The 17,795-nt window shown below is 40.9% G+C and carries 16 protein-coding genes; 6 read left to right on the forward strand and 10 right to left on the reverse strand.

All coding sequences use genetic code 11. The features are described 5' to 3' along the window. Positions 1–224 precede the first annotated feature (224 nt). The 6 genes from WMZ97_RS19865 to WMZ97_RS19890 form a co-directional block, all read right to left on the reverse strand. On the reverse strand, positions 225–929 hold the full coding sequence (locus tag WMZ97_RS19865) for an SDR family oxidoreductase (RefSeq protein ID WP_343273843.1): 705 nt from the start codon (positions 927–929) through the stop codon (positions 225–227). 253 nt (positions 930–1,182) lie between these two features. Next, entirely contained in the window at positions 1,183–1,467 is a 285-nt protein-coding gene (gene qoxD, locus WMZ97_RS19870) for a cytochrome aa3 quinol oxidase subunit IV (protein WP_343273844.1), read from the reverse strand. Positions 1,468–1,469: 2 nt separating this feature from the next. Further along, positions 1,470–2,066: a cytochrome aa3 quinol oxidase subunit III gene (gene qoxC, locus WMZ97_RS19875; protein ID WP_343273845.1), complete on the reverse strand. Its 597-nt coding sequence runs from the start codon at positions 2,064–2,066 to the stop codon at positions 1,470–1,472. Then, positions 2,066–4,012 carry a cytochrome aa3 quinol oxidase subunit I gene (gene qoxB / locus WMZ97_RS19880; protein ID WP_343273846.1) on the reverse strand — a complete coding sequence of 649 codons (1,947 nt, stop codon included), beginning with the start codon at positions 4,010–4,012 and terminating at the stop codon, positions 2,066–2,068. The genes qoxC and qoxB overlap by 1 nt, the downstream gene beginning before the upstream one ends. Positions 4,013–4,058: 46 nt before the next feature. Further along, positions 4,059–4,967, reverse strand: a complete 909-nt coding sequence (gene qoxA, locus WMZ97_RS19885) for a cytochrome aa3 quinol oxidase subunit II (protein WP_343273847.1) — start codon at positions 4,965–4,967, stop codon at positions 4,059–4,061. Positions 4,968–5,444: 477 nt separating this feature from the next. After that, the gene (locus tag WMZ97_RS19890; protein ID WP_343273848.1) at positions 5,445–6,686 is read right to left on the reverse strand and encodes an aminopeptidase; all 1,242 of its coding nucleotides are present in this window, start codon (positions 6,684–6,686) and stop codon (positions 5,445–5,447) included. Positions 6,687–7,058: 372 nt separating this feature from the next. On the opposite strand from WMZ97_RS19890, the gene WMZ97_RS19895 reads away from it, so the two are divergent. The 4 genes from WMZ97_RS19895 to WMZ97_RS19910 all read left to right on the forward strand — a co-directional run bounded on the left by WMZ97_RS19895 (position 7,059) and on the right by WMZ97_RS19910 (position 10,976). Beyond that, complete coding sequence (locus WMZ97_RS19895) at positions 7,059–7,976, forward strand: LysR family transcriptional regulator (protein WP_343273849.1); 918 nt, start codon at positions 7,059–7,061, stop codon at positions 7,974–7,976. Between the two features lie 100 nt (positions 7,977–8,076). Beyond that, complete coding sequence (locus WMZ97_RS19900) at positions 8,077–9,210, forward strand: 5-methyltetrahydropteroyltriglutamate--homocysteine S-methyltransferase (RefSeq protein ID WP_343273850.1); 1,134 nt, start codon at positions 8,077–8,079, stop codon at positions 9,208–9,210. Between the two features lie 170 nt (positions 9,211–9,380). After that, on the forward strand, positions 9,381–10,109 hold the full coding sequence (locus WMZ97_RS19905) for a Fic family protein (protein ID WP_343273851.1): 729 nt from the start codon (positions 9,381–9,383) through the stop codon (positions 10,107–10,109). A 216-nt stretch (positions 10,110–10,325) separates the two neighbouring features. Further along, positions 10,326–10,976 (forward strand): SDR family oxidoreductase, encoded by a 651-nt coding sequence (locus WMZ97_RS19910; RefSeq protein ID WP_343273852.1) that lies wholly within the window; start codon positions 10,326–10,328, stop codon positions 10,974–10,976. Between the two features lie 124 nt (positions 10,977–11,100). Here the strand turns inward: WMZ97_RS19910 and WMZ97_RS19915 are convergent, their stop codons facing one another. The 4 genes from WMZ97_RS19915 to WMZ97_RS19930 all read right to left on the reverse strand — a co-directional run bounded on the left by WMZ97_RS19915 (position 11,101) and on the right by WMZ97_RS19930 (position 16,301). Beyond that, positions 11,101–12,321 carry an MFS transporter gene (locus tag WMZ97_RS19915; RefSeq protein ID WP_343273853.1) on the reverse strand — a complete coding sequence of 407 codons (1,221 nt, stop codon included), beginning with the start codon at positions 12,319–12,321 and terminating at the stop codon, positions 11,101–11,103. An 11-nt stretch (positions 12,322–12,332) separates the two neighbouring features. Continuing rightward, a complete protein-coding gene (locus WMZ97_RS19920; RefSeq protein ID WP_343273880.1) occupies positions 12,333–12,719 on the reverse strand; it encodes a MarR family winged helix-turn-helix transcriptional regulator in 387 nt (128 codons plus the stop codon). A gap of 367 nt (positions 12,720–13,086) precedes the next feature. After that, positions 13,087–14,520, reverse strand: a complete 1,434-nt coding sequence (locus tag WMZ97_RS19925) for an MFS transporter (protein ID WP_343273854.1) — start codon at positions 14,518–14,520, stop codon at positions 13,087–13,089. A 929-nt stretch (positions 14,521–15,449) separates the two neighbouring features. Continuing rightward, positions 15,450–16,301, reverse strand: coding sequence for a sulfite exporter TauE/SafE family protein (locus tag WMZ97_RS19930; protein WP_343273855.1), 852 nt, complete (start codon positions 16,299–16,301; stop codon positions 15,450–15,452). Positions 16,302–16,466: 165 nt separating this feature from the next. Between WMZ97_RS19930 and WMZ97_RS19935 the strand changes: the two genes are divergently transcribed. Both WMZ97_RS19935 and WMZ97_RS22020 read left to right on the forward strand, forming a co-directional pair. Continuing rightward, positions 16,467–17,351 carry a LysR family transcriptional regulator gene (locus tag WMZ97_RS19935; RefSeq protein ID WP_343273856.1) on the forward strand — a complete coding sequence of 295 codons (885 nt, stop codon included), beginning with the start codon at positions 16,467–16,469 and terminating at the stop codon, positions 17,349–17,351. A 93-nt stretch (positions 17,352–17,444) separates the two neighbouring features. Then, positions 17,445–17,711 (forward strand): SDR family oxidoreductase, encoded by a 267-nt coding sequence (locus WMZ97_RS22020; protein ID WP_405027729.1) that lies wholly within the window; start codon positions 17,445–17,447, stop codon positions 17,709–17,711. The last annotated feature ends 84 nt before the right edge of the window (positions 17,712–17,795 follow it).

Here is a 17,795-nt window from a genome sequence, read left to right on the forward strand (position 1 = left end):
TACTCCCACGGGCAAATAATATATAAAGCCCACCTTAACTTATAAAAATTTGTGTCTTGACAATGGGGTCCACTTTATGTATCCCTGATTTTTTATTGCAACGGAAAAAATGGATAAGGGGGGAAGGGGAAAAGGTGCAGTGGGATAAATCGAGAAGGCAAGCAACCTTCTCAGGGTGTGTTGCCGATGTTGCTTGTTCAACATCTACAATTGATTGTCCGATGTTAAACCGGTCTGACGGTAATTTCATTGACATTTACATAATCCGGTTGTGTCACTGCATAAATAACTGCTTGTGCAATATCACGTGTTTCAAGTTTTTTCCGGTCACTGTCAAATGGACTTTTTGAACTTAGCGGTGTTTCCACCATGCCTGGCGAGATATTGGTGGTGCGTACGCCTGTTTTGGCAAGTTCTTTTTCCAATCCTGTAGAGATCGCGCGCACGGCAAATTTTGTTGCACAATATACGGTTAGTCTCTCCGTAACTTCCCATCCCGAGTCGGAAGCAATATTAACAATATGGCCGCTTTCTTTTTCCAGCATAGCATGCAAGACAGAATGAATGCCATAAAGAATGCCCTTAATGTTGATATCGATCATTTCTTCCCAGTCAGTAACATCTCCTTGCAAAACCCTGCTCGATCCCATTCTCCCAGCATTATTAACATAAATATCTACGCTTCCAAATGCTTGTTTCGCACGCTCAGCCAGAGAATTGACATCTTCTGGTTTTGTCATATCTGTTTTAACACATAGCGTTTTTTCTTTCTGGTCAATCTCTGATGCAATTTCCGCAATCTTTTTCTCATTTCTTGCAGCAAGCACTACATTCGCACCTGCTTCGACAAGGGCTTTGGCAATTGCGGTACCAATACCACTGCTTGCTCCAGTAACAATAGCTGTTTTTCCTGTCAATTGTTTTGTCACTATCCTATACCTCCTTCATAGCAATAGGTTTCATTTGCAATACGTACATTCATTCTATAATAGTTATCATGCACAATACAATTATTACATAAATAGTTAAAATTACGAGCATTATTCATACCAAGTAATAAGCGTAAATAACTTCTACCATAACCTTAAAAAGGGATACGAAAATCACTGTGATTTTCGTATCCCTTTATAATTATTGGTGTTTTGTCTTGGTATACCCGTTAGACAGAGTGATGTTATTCTATTAAGCCATATCCCATATCATAATGAGTAAGGTACCGAAAATACTGAACAGTGCAATCGCAAACCCGTAAATAAGATTTGTATAAATGGAGTGTTTATCCTGTGTTTCTCCAGCATGCATAAAGATAACCAATTGCACAAAAGCTTGCACAAATGCGGTGATCAGGAGAATGGTCATGCCTGCCATAAACGACAGGTTAAAGAAATAAACACACAGAGCAATGATCGTAAGCACCAGGGAAAAGGCAAAGCCCATTACTTGTTTTCGTGGAAATAATTCACCCATGTTTACATCATTCCTTTCAAGTAAATGAAGCTAAAGATAAAGATCCACACGATGTCGAGGAAGTGCCAGTACAGGGAAAAGATGAACGATTTGTTCGCCGTTGACGCGTTAAAACCATTTTTCTTTACCTGCAGAATGATAAACAACCCCCAGAATAAACCGATTGTCACGTGGACACCGTGTGTGCCAAGTGTCGTTAACAGACTGGCAGTGAAAGCACTAATTTGCAGGCCAGCGCCAATATGGACATAGTGTACAAACTCGTAAATTTCGACACCCAGGAAAGTTAGACCAAGAACCAATGTGATGGCAAAGAAGCTCATCATTGCTTTTCTGCGGCCGATCCGCATGGCATGAACACCAAGACCAATGGTAAAACTGCTCGTTAACAAGACAAAGGTTTCAATGAGTACTGGTCCAATTTCAAAAATTTCTCCGCCTGCCGGTCCGTTTCCGACGCGGTTTTCCAAGGTAAAGTAAGTAGCAAACAGTGTTGCGAACAGCATAATCTCGGCACCAAGGAAAATCCAAAAGCCGACAATATTTAATTGGTTTTGTTCTGAACGATATTCAAGTGGAAGCGCATGATCCATTTTCATTAGCTAACACCTCGCATTTTCTTTTCCGTGTCTTCAATTTCTTTTACGGAAATATAGTGCCCATCATCTTTTTCAAAAGAACGATAAGCCATGAAGCCAAAGATAACTAGTGTTGTAATAATTGCCGGCAGCCACATGCTAAATATGAAGGCGAATCCCCATGCAAAGAAAATACAGCTTAAAAGGAATGGCCAGCCACTGTTATTTGGCATATGAATTTTTTCTATTCGTTGACTAAAAATCGGACGCCCGTTTTTCTTATGACCCCAGAATGCTTCGATTGAATCGACTTCTGGGGTCGCTGCAAAGTTGTATGCGGGCACTGGACTGTGTGTAGCCCACTCTAAAGTCCGTGCATCCCATGGATCTGAGCTGATCTCACGAGAAGCATAGCGTACACTGTAATAGACATTATAGACGATCAATGCAAAGCCGATTGCAAGTCCAATCGCACCGGCAAATGACAGTAAGTTGAGAGGTCCATATCCGGCTGCTTCAGAATAGGTGTACATTCTTCGGGCTTGACCATCAAGGCCAGTAAAGAACATCGGAAAGAATGTCACGTTAAAACCGACAACGATAAACCAAAATGCCCATTTGCCGATTCGTTCGTTTAACATGAAGCCAAACATCTTCGGCCACCAGTACGTTAGCCCAGCGAGCATAGCGAATACAACTCCAGGAATAATGGTGTAATGGAAATGGGCTACTAAGAACATCGTATTGTGATATTGATAGTCCGCACTTGCCATTCCAAGCATGACCCCCGTCACACCGCCAATAGTGAAAATGGGAATAAAGGCAATCGAGTAAAGCATCGGTACCGAAAATTTAATTTTTCCTTTCCACATTGTCAATAACCAGTTAAAGATCTTAATCCCGGTTGGTATCGCAATCGCCATTGTGGTAATCGCGAAAATACTGTTCGTCAATGGACCTTGCCCCATTGTAAAGAAGTGGTGGGTCCAAACCAGGAATGAAAAGAACGAGATGATCACGATGGAAGCAACCATTGATTTATATCCGAATAAATTACGTCTGGAAAATGTCGAGATTACTTCACTATACACACCGAATGCCGGCAGAATTAGAATATATACTTCCGGGTGTCCCCAAATCCAGAACAGGTTGGCCCAGAGCATATCCATACCGCCATTCGTCGTGGTAAAGAAGTTTGCCCCGAATAACCGGTCCATCGTCCCTAATAGTAGTGTAATCGTTAATACTGGAAAGGCAAACACGACAATCAAGTTAGTAATAAACGCGGTCCAGGTAAACATTGGCATTTTCATTAATTTCATACCAGGTGCACGCATTTTTAAAATGGTTGTGATAAAGTTAATCCCGGAAATTAACGTTCCGATTCCGGCAATTTGAATCGACAGCATATAATAGTTGGTTCCTACTGATTGACTAAAGTCATTGCCAGCAAGCGGGAAATATGATGTCCAGCCTGCATCTGGCGAACCTCCGACCACGAATGAAATATTAAATAACATCGCACCCATGAAATATAGCCAAAAACTAAGGGCGTTTAATCGTGGAAACGCAACATCCCGGGCACCAATTTGTAATGGAACGACAAAGTTCATTAATGCATAGATAAACGGCATCGCCATAAAGATGATCATGACAACTCCGTGGGTGGTAAACACTTCATTGTAATGCTGGGCTTCCAAAAAAGTATTATCCGGCACAGCAGTTTGTGCACGCATCATAATGGCGTCGACCCCACCGCGGAAAAGCATGAGTAAAGCGGAGATTAAATACATAATTCCAATTCGCTTGTGATCCACTGTTGTCAGCCATTCACGCCATAAATAACCCCATTTTTTAAAGAAGGTCAAACCAGCGATAATCGCAATCACTGTTAGCCCAATAGCAACCATCGATGCATAAATAAGGGGATCTGCATGTGGGATGGCAAATCGATCAAAGTAATTCATACGTTTTCTCCTTTCAAAAGTCGTTACAAACGCTCAACCGGGTATCTCAATGATGGTGATGTTTGGAATCATCCATTTTGTCTTTTTTATCCATGTGGCTTGTATCAGATCCATGCTGATGACCACCATGATGACCCTCTGGTGGCGGCAGGAATGATAAGTGTGTACCACGAAACGTCTTTTGACCAAGGTGACCAGGCTCTAGTAATTTATCAAATTCAGTTTCTGTAAGAGGTTTTGCGGTCTTTTGCACATCTTCTACCCATTCATCAAATTTCTGTTGTGGCATTGCTTTCACCTGAAACATGTTTTCCGCGAATCCTTCTCCGCTAAAGTTAGCATTTCGTCCCATATATTCACCCGGTTCGTCAGCAGCTAAGTGTAATGTCGTCACCATGTCAGACATCGCATATTTTTGTCCGCCGAGCTGTGGAATCCAAAAACTAGTGATCGGTCCGTACGAATACAGTTTAAATTCGATAGGACGATCGGTTGGGATGTACAAGTAATTCAATGTCTCAATATCTTCTTCCGGATAACTGAAGTGCCATTTCCAGTTCGAACTGGATGCATAAATCGTCATTGGTTCCTGATCGTCATATCCGGTTGGAGTTGCTTCCACCTGATACGTCGATTTGACGGTCACAACGGAAAGAATCACAATAATGATCACCGGAATAGCGACGATGATGGATTCAAGCCATTTACTTCCTTCGATATGTGGTGGTTCATAATCATCTGGTTGTTTGGATGCACGATATTTGATAACAACAAAAACTAACAGGCTAAATACCGCGATGACAATGATGGCCATTGTTGCAATCGAGATCCAAATAACATTGGTGGTTGTCTCCGCTTGTGGTCCTTTGGGATTTAACACCATAATCGGCTCACAACCGGCAAGCGTAACAAGTGTAATGATCAGCGAACTTAAAAAAGCCCATTTTATTTTCAATGAAAGTGCCCCTTTCCTTGTGATGTAGCAGTTTTAATCATGTAATTAAGTGATCTATGTCACTGTCTTTCTACTAATATTAATGCCAGATAAGAGGATAAAGGGCAATAACATGTGACATTTGTCACAAAGTATTCAATAATATATGTCACAAATTGTTCATGAATCATTACTTGTGAACAATTTGTGGCAAAAAAGAGAAGAGAGTGAGATGTATTAATGTGATTTATTGAGCATGTATATGCGCGAGGGATAACAAGAAGGGGTTGCTGAAAAAGCGAATAGCTGTTACAGTTTTTAAAAATCGCTGTTAAAATGTGTACAAAGCCGCCGGTAAACGTATGAATGACAAATAGGTAAAGTATAATTTACTACATTCAGTTAGTTAAAGATAGCTGTTATTCAGTAATCTTGGACAGGCGTCATGTCCCACCATTAAAAAGATGGTGGGACAGCGGAACGACCCCTCCGTATCAGCTATATCGCCCAGTCCCCATTACGAAAAATAGGAACAGCTGTCCCATCTTCCTTTATGCCATCAATATCCATTTTGTTGGAACCAATCATGAAGTCAACGTGGGTTGTTGATACATTCATGCCATGTTCCTGTAATTCTTCCTCACTCATTTTTGTGCCACCTTCTATGCACGTTGGATAGGCAGCGCCAATTGCCAGGTGATTCGATGCATTTTCGTCAAACAGTGTTTCAAAGAAGGTAATGCCTGATTGTGAAATTGGCGATGGATCCGGAACTAAAGCGACTTCACCAAGACCTGTTGCTCCTTCATTATCCTCCACTAATTTTTTGATTGCTTTATCGCCTTTTTCGGCGGAAATAGCGGTAATCTTTCCATCTTTAAAATGTACCTTGATACCTTCGATTAACGTGCCGGCATAGCTTAGCGGTTTGGTGCTGACAACAACCCCATCCATTCGGCGGGTATCAGGCGCGGTGAACACTTCTTCCGTTGGCATGTTAGCGATAAATTCCTCGCCCTTTGGATTGAAGCTTTCCGCACTCATCCAAATATGGTTCTTAGGCAGGCCAAGTTTTAAATCGGTGCCAGGAGCAGTGTAGTTTAATGCATCAAATTGATAGTTATTCAATATGGTTGCTTTTTCCTTGAGTGTTTCTTTATGTTCATCCCAGACAGCAACTGGGTCATCATGATAAATGCGACATGTTTTAAAGATTTCATCCCATAATGCATCAACCTGTTCCTCAGATGTTTTTAAATCCGGGAAGACAGCTTTGGCCCAATCCACACCAGCTGCAGCAGCTACAGTCCATTTTAAGTCATCATTTTGTGTGGCCACGCGCTGGGCTTTGAATGCTTTTCCGGCGACTTTCTGATAGGCAGCCACTTTATCGGGATCCACTTCATTTAATAAGTTCGGGTCATTGGATAAAATAGAAAGCCGACAAACACGATGGTTCAATACATGGTCTTCGGATTCGTCAATCGCATATTTTGGGATATCAGTCAGTAATTCTTCGGACTGATTCATGTAATGTTCTTTCGTAATCGCGTCATCCGACCATTTTACGATGACTTTATCAGCGCCAAGCGCATAAGCTTCTTTCGTGACCAAACGGGCTAATGGTGCCTGTTCTACGGCGATGGTCATTTTCACCCAATCACCAGGTTGAACGTTAAGTCCTTTTGCAACTAATAGTTTTGCATATTTTTGCAGGTTCGCTTGATAGTTGTCTAGCATGTATGTACCTCCTAAATTCTCTTAGTCATTTTAGTATAGTGAAGCAAGGGTGTGAATGCAAATAAATGGAAAAGCTGAGTACGCCAAAAGTAACCGTGACGATGTTTGCTCTAGAAACGCTTGAACAATATGTACTACTGTATGAATTTGGTTTAAATAATCATAAAATTTGACTGTTTCTCAACCAAGATGCAACGTCTCATGATATACTTACTGAAAATTAGAGGGGGATAACAATGGGGAAATCCATTCGCGACGGACAGCTTAGAGCTGATATACGAATGGGACGAATCGGGCTTTTGGGGTCATGTAGAAAAATAAGGCGTTATCCCTTGTGTCAAACCACTTTTAATGAAAGGAAGTGAATCCTAAATGACACTTCAACAGTTAAAATACGTAATTGAAGTAGCGAGAAGCCGTTCGATTAATAAGGCAGCACAGAACCTGTTCATTAGTCAGCCAAGTCTTTCGAATTCATTAAAAGAGCTCGAGAAAGAAATGGGGATTACGATTTTTTTACGGACAAACAAGGGAATTCGGATCACGCTGGAGGGGACGGAGTTTCTAGGGTATGCAAGACAGGTGGTGGAGCAATCAGAGCTTCTGGAAAACCGCTATTCCAACACACCAGCACCACAGCAGCATTTCGCTGTGTCGGCTCAGCACTATGCATTTGCAGTAAGTGCTTTTGTACGGCTGTTAACGGAGTACGACCGGGAAGAATATGAGTTTACGTTGCGGGAGACGAGGACATATGAAATCATTGATGATGTGAAAAATTTACGGAGTGAAATTGGTATTTTATATGTCAATGCGTTTAATAGGAAGGTGATTCACAAGTTCCTGCGAGAAGGAAATTTAGCATTTCATGAGTTGTTTGAAGCAAATCCGCATGTGTTTATTAGTGCAAATAATCCACTAGCCGCTAGAGATTCTGTAACATTATCTGACTTGCTTCCTTTTCCATATCTTTCATATGAGCAAGGTGATTATAATTCGTTCTACTTTTCAGAAGAGATTCTCAGTACCCTGTCCAGACCAAAGAATATTCGGGTGAGTGACCGTGCTACGTTGTTTAATTTACTTATCGGTTTAAATGGTTATACCATTTCCACGGGTGTGATTAGCCATAAATTAAACAGCAAAGATATTATTGCTGTTCCTTTGGAAGTGGATGAACGGATTACAGTTGGATATATCACCCATAAGCACATTACAAACAGTCAGCTTGCTACTATTTATATTGAGTATTTAAAAGAATCCATTGAAGAGGGATTGCGTCAGTTATAGTTTAAGACTATAGCAAGACATAGGTTTTAGGTGTTACATTATAGGAAACGTTTCATGCTACACTTTCCTTACAGAATCAAAGAAAAAGGAGAGGGTAAACATGGGAGTAGAACTAAAAGTGGGAAACCGTACAAATGCACCATTTCGATTTGACAATGTAGGGAGCTTTTTACGTCCGGAAAAGTTAAAAAAAGCACGGGTTGCCTTTGCTGAGGGGACACTTACTGAAAGTGAATTGAAAAAGGTGGAAGATGTATGTATTGCTGATTTAATTCAAAAACAAAAAGAAGTGGGACTGCAAGGAATTACTGACGGAGAGTTCCGCCGTTCGTGGTGGCATTTAGATTTTATGTGGGGGCTAAACGGTGTAAAAAAGGAAATAATTGATCAAGGCTATATTTTCAATGGAGAAGAAACGCGGCCAGAAACAGCTTGTTTGACTGGTAAGATTAGTGGGGAAAGCCATCCATTTATCGAACATTTTGCCTTTGTGCAGCAATATGCAACAGATGAAATAGTGGCACGACAAACCATTCCAGCGCCAGCACAGTTTTTAGCGGAATTACAGCGTCCCCAGAATAAAGAAACAACCGAACACGTTTATCCAGATATCAATGATTTAGTTGCAGATATTGCCAAGGCATACCAAACTGTGATCCGTGATTTATACGAGGCTGGCTGCCGAAATGTTCAACTAGATGATTGTACGTGGGGGATGCTGGTTGACACAAATTCCAGTACAGCACAGCAAATCCAAGCAGACGCAGAAGGAATGGGAGAGCTCTATTTACGTGTCAATAATTTAGCTATTGACAATCTGCCGGAGGATTTAGTTGTCAATACGCATGTTTGCCGCGGAAACTATCATTCTACTTGGGCTTCATCTGGTGGATATGACCCGATCGCCCATCTCTTATTTGAAAAAGAAAACGTTACTGCGTACTATTTAGAATTTGATACCGACCGCGCTGGTGATTTTTCACCATTACAACATGTGAGTGATGATAAGCTAGTTGTTCTTGGCCTTTTCTCATCAAAAACGGGAGAATTGGAGGATAAAGCGGCTATCAAAGCTCGGATTGAAGAGGCAGCAAAATATGTTAATCTAAGCCGACTCTGCATCAGCCCGCAATGTGGCTTTGCATCGACGGAAGAAGGGAATATTTTAACGGAAGAACAGCAGTGGGATAAGCTGCGGTTGATTAAAGAAATAGCGGATGAGGTTTGGGGATGAGTGTATTGCAAAAGAGGGGAATCCTGGTGATTTCGCTCTTTTTTGTTTTGTTGGGGTGAACGGTCATCAGTGTTTCGACTAGATATAATAATTTATATGTTATAATACACTTGGAATGATAGTTATTCGGAATTATTTAGATTATTGCCTAACCTTATGAGGTGAGATGAATGTTTGAACAAATCGATGTAAAAAAAGCGCATCTTGATGCAAAACGACCTTTTCCAACCCATACATTAAGAAGTTTACATGAAAAGTTATTGCTTGAGTGGACATATAACTCCAACGCAATAGAGGGAAACACATTAAGCCTAAAGGAAACAAAAGTCGTGCTAGAAGGTATCACAATTGGCGGCAAAACAATGCGTGAACATTTAGAAGTTATTAATCATCGTGACGCCATTACGTATGTAGAAGAAATTGTTCAACATAAGGAAACTCTGTCGGAATGGCAGATCAAGAACCTGCATCGATTGATTTTAAAAGGGATAGATGATGCGTATGCTGGTGTTTATCGCGATCAGCAAGTCTTCATTTCAGGTGCTAAACATATACCGCCAGCCCCATTTTTTATCGCGGAGCAAATGGAGAAATTAATGAATTGGTATGAACAAGAAACGCAACAAATGCATCCGGTTACTTGCGGGGCAATGCTACATGCAATTTTTGTAGGCATTCACCCTTTTATGGACGGAAATGGCCGGGTATCTCGTTTATTACTGAATCTGGAACTTATGAAAAATGGCTTTCCTCCTGTTGTTATTAAAGTGGAAAATCGATTAAATTATTATGAAGCATTGGATAAGGCGCATACGCAAAAAGATTATGATGACTTTATTCGGTTAGTTGCGATGGAAGTGGAAGATTCATTAGATTTATATTTACATGCAATCAATTGAACAGGCTACGGTGGTGAAAACGGATAGAAATGGGAGCTAGCAGGCCTTGTTTAGGAGAGCGGGAGAATTAGAAGGTTAGCGTTTCCCGGTCTAATCTATAAACGGTGTCTTTCATACGAACAGGAATCTAGACAAAGCGCATTCTATTCATTTACGATACATATATAGCACTACAATAATTAAGCTAAATAGTCATATTCTGAAAGGGTGGTTAGATTGAAAATTCTTGTAGTTGGAGCTAATGGTCAAATTGGGAAACATCTAGTTTCATTGATTCAGGATCGTGACAATCTTCATGCGAAGGCAATGATTCGTAAGCAAGAACAAGCCTCCTTTTTTGAAAAATTGGGAGCGGGGACGGTAGTAGCCGATTTAGAGCAGGATGTCGAAACCATTGCAAAAGCTGCCAAGGGAGTTGATGCAGTCGTATTTACAGCCGGTTCCGGTGGACATACAGGTAAAGACAAAACCATCATGGTGGATTTGGATGGTGCCGTAAAAACAATTGAAGCTGCCAATGTTGCAGGTGTTAAACGTTTTGTCATGATTAGTTCGTTTGACACGAGAAGAAAAGCGATTCAAGAAGCATCATCCTCCTTTGCCCCTTATGTTGTGGCAAAGCATTATGCGGATGAATGGTTGCGGCGGTCCGATTTGAGTTATACCATTATTCATCCAGGCTTGTTAACGAATAACAAGGGAACCGGACAAATAAGGGCAGCAGCTGAGGTCGATCGGGACGAGGTTTCCAGAGAGGATATTGCAAGTGTGATCTTAGCTTGCTTAGAAAATGAGACAACGATTGGAAAGGAATTTCAGGTGGTGACCGGGAGTACACCTGTAAAGGAAGCGATTGATTCCATCTAATAAAATCGATCAGACATGTAACATGACCTAAGTGATCGGTGTTCACTAAGGTTATGTTTTCAAATCCATTAAAAAATCTCCCAGGTGATTCATAATCACCTGGGAGATCGTCATTAATTCCCATTTAATTCGCTTTTGTGTACGATGCCATTGAATCCATACGTGCTCCAATCGAACTTTCCTTTTTCCCGTGCATGAAGAAATAAAGCACCGTCGTAGCCAGAACCATCACACCCATAATGGTATATAAGCTGCTGTATCCAGTTAATGGAATGATGTACCCGAGCACGTATGGGCCAAATCCAATTCCGGCGTCCATGGCAATATAGTAAGTCGATGTTGCCAAGCCGACCCGATGCGGGGCAGCCATTTTTACCGCGATCGCTTGTGTGGTGGATTGCATATTACCGTACCCGAAACCCATCAGTGCACCAGCTAGTAATAACGAGACACTGCTTTGCGAGGTACTTAACAACAGTAATCCTGCTCCCAATAAAAAGAAAGCGGGGTACATTACCCAGTTGGCGCCTTTTACGTCCATTAATCGTCCAGTGAATGGTCGAGATATCAAAATTGCTGCAGCATAGACGATAAAGAAAAAGCTTGCGGCATCGACCTGGTTAATTTCAATTGCATAGAAATTAATAAAGGAAAGGACACTTGCATAGCCTACCGAAATAAGAATAATCACGAGTGCGATTGGGAACGCCTTTGGTTCGACAAAATCCGAAACCTTTAATTTCTTTGTTTGCGCTGTTTTTATCGGTCTTTCCATTACCGGTATATTAGCAAATAAGGATATAATTAAACTAATAACTGCCAATGCCAGACAGAAGCCGAAAATCAGCTGATAACTGGTATGCGAACTCAGATATAATCCAATGAACGGACCGATTGCCGTTGCCAAGGTAATACTCATGCTGTAATAGCCAATTCCTTCCCCTTTTCGCTCAGCCGGAATTACTTCCGCAACAATGGTTCCAGTTGCTGTACTTGCCGCACCTAAGGCAATTCCGTGAAGTAAACGGGTAATTAGCAAAAAGGTAATGCCGCCCTCGACATAATATAACAGGGACGTCAAAATAAAAAAGATGAGTCCAAAATATAACATTTTCTTATTTCCAAGGGTTGTAATCAATCGGCCAATCACCAGCCGCCCGATTAACGTCCCGATAACAAAAATACCAGTAACAAGGCCGGCCTGACTCTCTGAAACGTGAAATTTCTCCACTGCGTAAACCGACATCGTTACTAATAATAAATAAAAAACTAAATATAAGAAGAAATTTGCCACTGATATAATGGTAAAATCCTTCGTCCATAATTTTGATTTCGCTTGCTCCACGAACAATCTCCTCACTTCTTGATGTTGTTTCTAATCTCTTCCATAATTTGAATGGTCTTTAGTTGTTCTTCTTCTGAAATGCCTTTTAGATTTTCCTCTTCAAACTGGTCAATGGTGACACGGACATGTTCATAGATGTTCCTGCCATGTTCAGTCAGTCGCATGCGTTTTTCACGCTTATCTTTACCGGGCATCTGCTCGACATAACCCAATTCTTCCAGGCGGGCAAAGGTTCTGGTGGTGGTAGGCTTCTCTACGCCTTGATAATTGGAAATCTCTACAAGCGTTGTCGGACCATTGTTGTATAAATAGTACAGAATAGTCCATTGCGCCCGATGCAGGTTATGTTTATTCAACTGCACATTCAATCGATTTTCAAACGGGCGATACAGCAGCATCAGCTGATGAAAAAACTTTTGAGTCGATTTTATAGGTTCCACCTCCAATATAGTTACTTCGGGTAACTGTTTTCGTGAGTAACTTTAATAAGTTAACATTATTTTGGCGAAATGTCTAGGGGGCTAGTATGTTCCAGTAAAAAATTATAAAATTTGTACGAAGTCGTGAAATGGGCGATTAGAGAAAGGAGAGGTGAGATTTGGCCTAAATCATAGCGCCGGTTCCTTACCGATAAATGTATGTAAACCCCTGGACATGCCAGAGGTGCTGGAACGTCTTAAGCAGGTATAAAAAATCCTGACGTCCTGGGGAGACTTCGAAAACATAGCGGGAAAAGGGTTTCTTGGTATTCTCCTTCTCGATGGTTTATTTATCTGTATCCGCTTCGTCCTTTCGTTCTTCTATTTTTTTCTTGTCTTCGCTCCACCATAAGGAATCTTTTGGGTTTTCAACAGCTTCTTTATACTCAGACTTAGATGCAACTGTTGGGTATGAACCTTTTAGAGATTTTCCTGCTGTGTTTTTAAACAGGAATAATATTACTAAAAACCCAATAATACTAAAGAATGTTAGATAAAAACCAGGCGCTAAGTTGTTTCCAGTTTTGTGAACGAGCCATGTGGAGACTAATGGTGTAGTACCGCCAAATATGGAAACAGAGACATTAAAGGTAACGGCTAATGTTCTATACCGAACGTCTGTGTAGAACATCGTTGGCAATGATCCGGGCATAGTACCTTCATAAGTTGAAAGCAACACACCCAAAATGAGAATACCTAACGACACAAATATTAAACCATGCAAATTTATTAAATAAAAGGCAAAGGCAGATAACAGCGTCAATCCTCCCAAACCGATTAAAAAAACAGTCTTATTTCCAATTTTGTCACTGAGCCTTCCAAACATAAAGGCAAGTGGCACCATAATAATCATGATTACCGTAATTAATACGGTTCCTACCGTGCTGGATAATCCAATGATCTCATCTAAATAAGAAGGCATGTATGATAGTAGCATATAGTTTGTAACATTGAAGAATGCCACAGCTACAAAACATACGAAAACATCCTTTTTGTGGTATTTTAAAATGGATAGGAAGCTTTCCTCCTGGACGTCATCATCAGAAAGTTCGTTTTCAAAAATCGGTGTTTCCTTTAAACTTTTCCTTAGGTACAATCCAATTAGTCCTAAAGGTAAGCCGAGTATAAACGGAATTCTCCAGCCCCATGAGGCCATTTGTTGATCAGATAGCGTGATAAAGAGTATGCTGGCAAGAACGGAAGCTAGTATATAACCGGTGAGTGTACCAATTTCTAATCCACTTCCAAGCATATTACGTTTATTGTCTGGAGAGGATTCTGCGATATAGACCATAGCGCCAGCGTATTCACCACCAGTTGAAAAACCCTGTATAATTCGAGCAATTAATAAGAGGATAGGTGCCCATATCCCCACTTGATCATATGTTGGCAATAAACCAATCAGTAATGTGGAAAAAGCCATTAAAATAATTGTAGTTGTTAAAACGACTTTTCTTCCCAATTTATCCCCAATCTTCCCAAATATAACACCACCTAACGGGCGCATTAAAAAGGCAATCGCAAAAGTTGCAAATGTGAACACTAATTTTAACTCATTATTCTCCACGGCGCTGAAAAAGTTTTGGCTGATAATAACAGCCAAATAGGAATATAAACCAAAGTCAAACCATTCCATCGCGTTTCCTACACCTGTAGCAAACACACTTTTCCTCGCTTTTTGAATATCTACAACGTTGATTTTTTTCTTGTTAAATTTCACTTTATCATGTCAACTCCTTCTATCGAGTTATTCAGGCAAATGTGGTTAAGCTTACCACTCCACTTCAAGATTTTGAGGTGGAACTAAAAAAGGTAAGTGGGGGTCAACTGCAAGACAAAGGCTCGATTCTGTTCGGGCCTGCACGATGCAGTTCACAAAGGTGTTGCAACCCAGATGTTCTAGTTATTAGCCTTTGTTCTCCTGTCTGAAAGGGAAACCCGACTGAATGAAGTTTCCCTTATCCGAAATCATTCACTTTATTATGTGCCTTCCTTCCTTTTTTATGAAAAAGTTATTTGAGGTAATGTGGGCACAAAAAACGTTATCTTTTGCTTTTTTAACCAGAAATCACAACTGTTAAACAATTGTTGCTTCGCGATGTCCTTTATGCATGAAATTTATGATCTTTTACTAATTAGGTCATGGTAGAGCAGAAGAAGTGTCACTTCATTGTAAACTGATACTTTTCTACAGTTTTCATTAATGATGAACAAGTGAATGGTATAGACTATTATAAATTCTGTATATGTGTTCAATTGCGCGTCCACTCTGTCTCCCAATCCTAATATGTCCGCTAAGTACCGCCATTTCAAATTCCGGGAAACTTCAGAATTGGTATATAGGGAGAGAGTGCTTTAGCTTTAAAAAATACGAGAATGGTAAGGGAAGTCGCGGTATATTTTGGTCTTTATACCGGTATAGTTTATTTTTTGGTAACATTTTGTTTACATGAGGCTCCGGACGAAAGCAAACCCGTATGAGTAGTGCAGGTTTGTAGTCATTTAAATAAAAACTGGGAAGAGGTAGGAGAGAATAAATAGTTGCTCATTATAGCACAAAGACCTTAAGAACAGAAATCATGTAACCCAATTGGCGCTTGGGAAAAAGCACATTGGTAGACAAGATTACTAAAAAAGTCGTGTCATTGCCTACCCAAAATACATCCGAAATCCAATGATAACTAAAAGCACGGAGAGCATTTGCATAACGATTTTACCGGGGATTCGCTGGGCTAGCCGTACACCGAGTTGAGATCCGATAATGATTCCAATTCCACCCCAAAGAACCGTCATCCAGTCGATACTGTTATAAAAAATTTGCGATATCACACCGTACGAGGAATAGATACAGAGTGAAAAAAGGGATGTTGCTGTTGCAAAATGGGTAGGGATCTTGAAGCCATAGATCAGGATCGGTACAAGCAGCCATCCGCCTCCAATCCCAAGGTAACTCGATAATACTCCCATCAATAAACCAAGTGGGAGCAGCAATTTGACATCGATCCGATTACCATCCGATTGCTGGTTTGTTATCGTGGCAAGCTGTGACACTTCAGATCCGGTGGCACCCATCTGTTGTCGGGCTTCATGCTGCTGGGGATGATTTTGTACGCTTGCTTTAGTTTTTCCAAATGATGTGTTTTTGGTAAACAAAAATAGTCCCAGTAGCATTAACACCGTTGCAAATGCGATGTTAAAATAATTAGAAGCATAAACATGCAGCAACCAAACACCTAGTAAAGAACCTGGCAGTGCCCCGATCGCGATGAGGATTCCAGTTCGATAGTCAATTTTTTTCTGTCGGGCGTATCCAATTGCACCAGAAAATGAATTGATTAATACGATGACGAGCCCGGAACCAGCAGCGATCGCAGGGTCCATTTTCAATATCAGAAGTAGTGCGGGCACAAAGATAAAGCCTCCGCCGGCACCTACGATTGTTCCATAGCCTCCTGCGATAATACCGATGACTAACAGTAATAAAGCTGTTGCAATATCCACGATCCATTCCTCCAAGCGAAAACATTCTTGTACTAAAATTACCAGAGTCATTCCAATATGTAAAAGGCCCATTTTTTATGAGGTATAAGGAAATGGAATAACGTTTTTAAGTAATGTGACATGATAAAATAGATACAGAGGGAAATGGGAGAGGGGAAGATCATCTTGAATATCGAAAATTTACGGATGTTTTGCCGAGTGGTCGAGGAAGGAAATATTAGCAAGGCTGCCCGGTTAGGATATGTTTCGCAGCCAGCCGTTACGAAGCAAATTCGTCAATTAGAAACGCGGTATAATACGCTGTTATTTGATCGACAGGAGGGCAAACTTATTCCAACAAAAGCGGGAAAAACGTTATACCCGTTTGCTAAAGACATGGTAGAAACACTAGAACAATCGCATGAGGCGGTTAAGGAGGCAACAGGTGAATACGAGGTCGTATTACATATAGGGGCAAGTTTTACAATTGGCGACTATTTGTTGCCAAACGTAATGGGAAAGTTCAAGAAAAAATTTCCTGATTACCAATTTAGTTTAACGATTGGAAACACACCACAGATTACGGAAAAACTAAAAAATCAGGATATTGATATTGCCTTGGTGGAGAGCCAGGTTGATGATCATTCCTTTATGTCAGAAACGTTTGCACAAGATGAATTGGTCCTTGTTATACCGGCAGATCATCGCTGGAAAGATAGGGAAACGATCACGCCTCATGAACTACCTGAAGAAAAGATGATTTGGCGGGAATCAGAATCAGGGACACGGGTTATTTTGGAAAACGCATTGCAAAAAGCTGGCGTGTTGAAACAGATTCAGAGTTCATTAGAGCTTGGCAGTGTCCAATCCATTAAAAGTGCAGTGGAAGCAGGTCTGGGTGTCAGTATTTTACCCAAGCTGACGGTCGAGAAGGAATTGGCGTTTGGCGTGTTGAAAATGGTACCTGTTAATGACCTTCAACTTACACGTGATTTATTGATGGTACGAGAACTGCAACGTTTCAGAAAACAGGTAATGCATGATTTTGTAGCGTTTGTCCGGGGGAGTTAGTAAATTTTGGGGGAGGTGGAAAAGGTTTCGGTATTTGATTATTTATGCATTGAACATGGATCGAAATTATAGCCTGAAATTTATCCCGCCTTAATGGGCAGCCATGTAGCAAAAGTTTCACCCGGAGATAAAAATATTCGCGTCAATTTCGTAGCACCAGGAGCAATTGACACAAATGTTAAGAGGAGCGTTGGAAGAAACCGGCCAAACGGAGGAAGAATTTGCGCCTCAGCAGTCTATTGGGCAGATTTGGTCAGCTTAAAGAAATTGCACAAGCAAGTCTGTTGGTTAGCCTCTGACCAGTCGTTTTATGTAACAGGGACAGTGATACATGCTGATGCCGGTTACACAAGGCGTTAAATGAAAAAGACATATCAAAATTAGTTGGGGACAGGAACCCTGATCCATTTGAAGATCTGTTGTTCCTGTCCCCTTATTCATCAA

The sequence above is a fragment of the Lentibacillus songyuanensis genome, from assembly GCF_039548255.1.
Classification (GTDB): Bacteria; Bacillota; Bacilli; order Bacillales; family Amphibacillaceae; genus Lentibacillus_C; species Lentibacillus_C songyuanensis.

What these genes read in the sequence shown, in the direction of transcription:
- qoxD (WP_343273844.1), bottom strand. Translation starts at nt 1,467, where the DNA reads ATGGGTGAATTATTTCCACGAAAACAAGTAATGGGCTTTGCCTTTTCC.
- qoxC (WP_343273845.1), bottom strand. Translation starts at nt 2,066, where the DNA reads ATGAAAATGGATCATGCGCTTCCACTTGAATATCGTTCAGAACAAAAC.
- qoxB (WP_343273846.1), bottom strand. Translation starts at nt 4,012, where the DNA reads ATGAATTACTTTGATCGATTTGCCATCCCACATGCAGATCCCCTTATT.
- WMZ97_RS19890 (WP_343273848.1), bottom strand. Translation starts at nt 6,686, where the DNA reads ATGCTAGACAACTATCAAGCGAACCTGCAAAAATATGCAAAACTATTA.
- WMZ97_RS19895 (WP_343273849.1), top strand. Translation starts at nt 7,059, where the DNA reads ATGACACTTCAACAGTTAAAATACGTAATTGAAGTAGCGAGAAGCCGT.
- WMZ97_RS19900 (WP_343273850.1), top strand. Translation starts at nt 8,077, where the DNA reads ATGGGAGTAGAACTAAAAGTGGGAAACCGTACAAATGCACCATTTCGA.
- WMZ97_RS19905 (WP_343273851.1), top strand. Translation starts at nt 9,381, where the DNA reads ATGTTTGAACAAATCGATGTAAAAAAAGCGCATCTTGATGCAAAACGA.
- WMZ97_RS19920 (WP_343273880.1), bottom strand. Translation starts at nt 12,719, where the DNA reads ATGCTGCTGTATCGCCCGTTTGAAAATCGATTGAATGTGCAGTTGAAT.
- WMZ97_RS22020 (WP_405027729.1), top strand. Translation starts at nt 17,445, where the DNA reads ATGGGCAGCCATGTAGCAAAAGTTTCACCCGGAGATAAAAATATTCGC.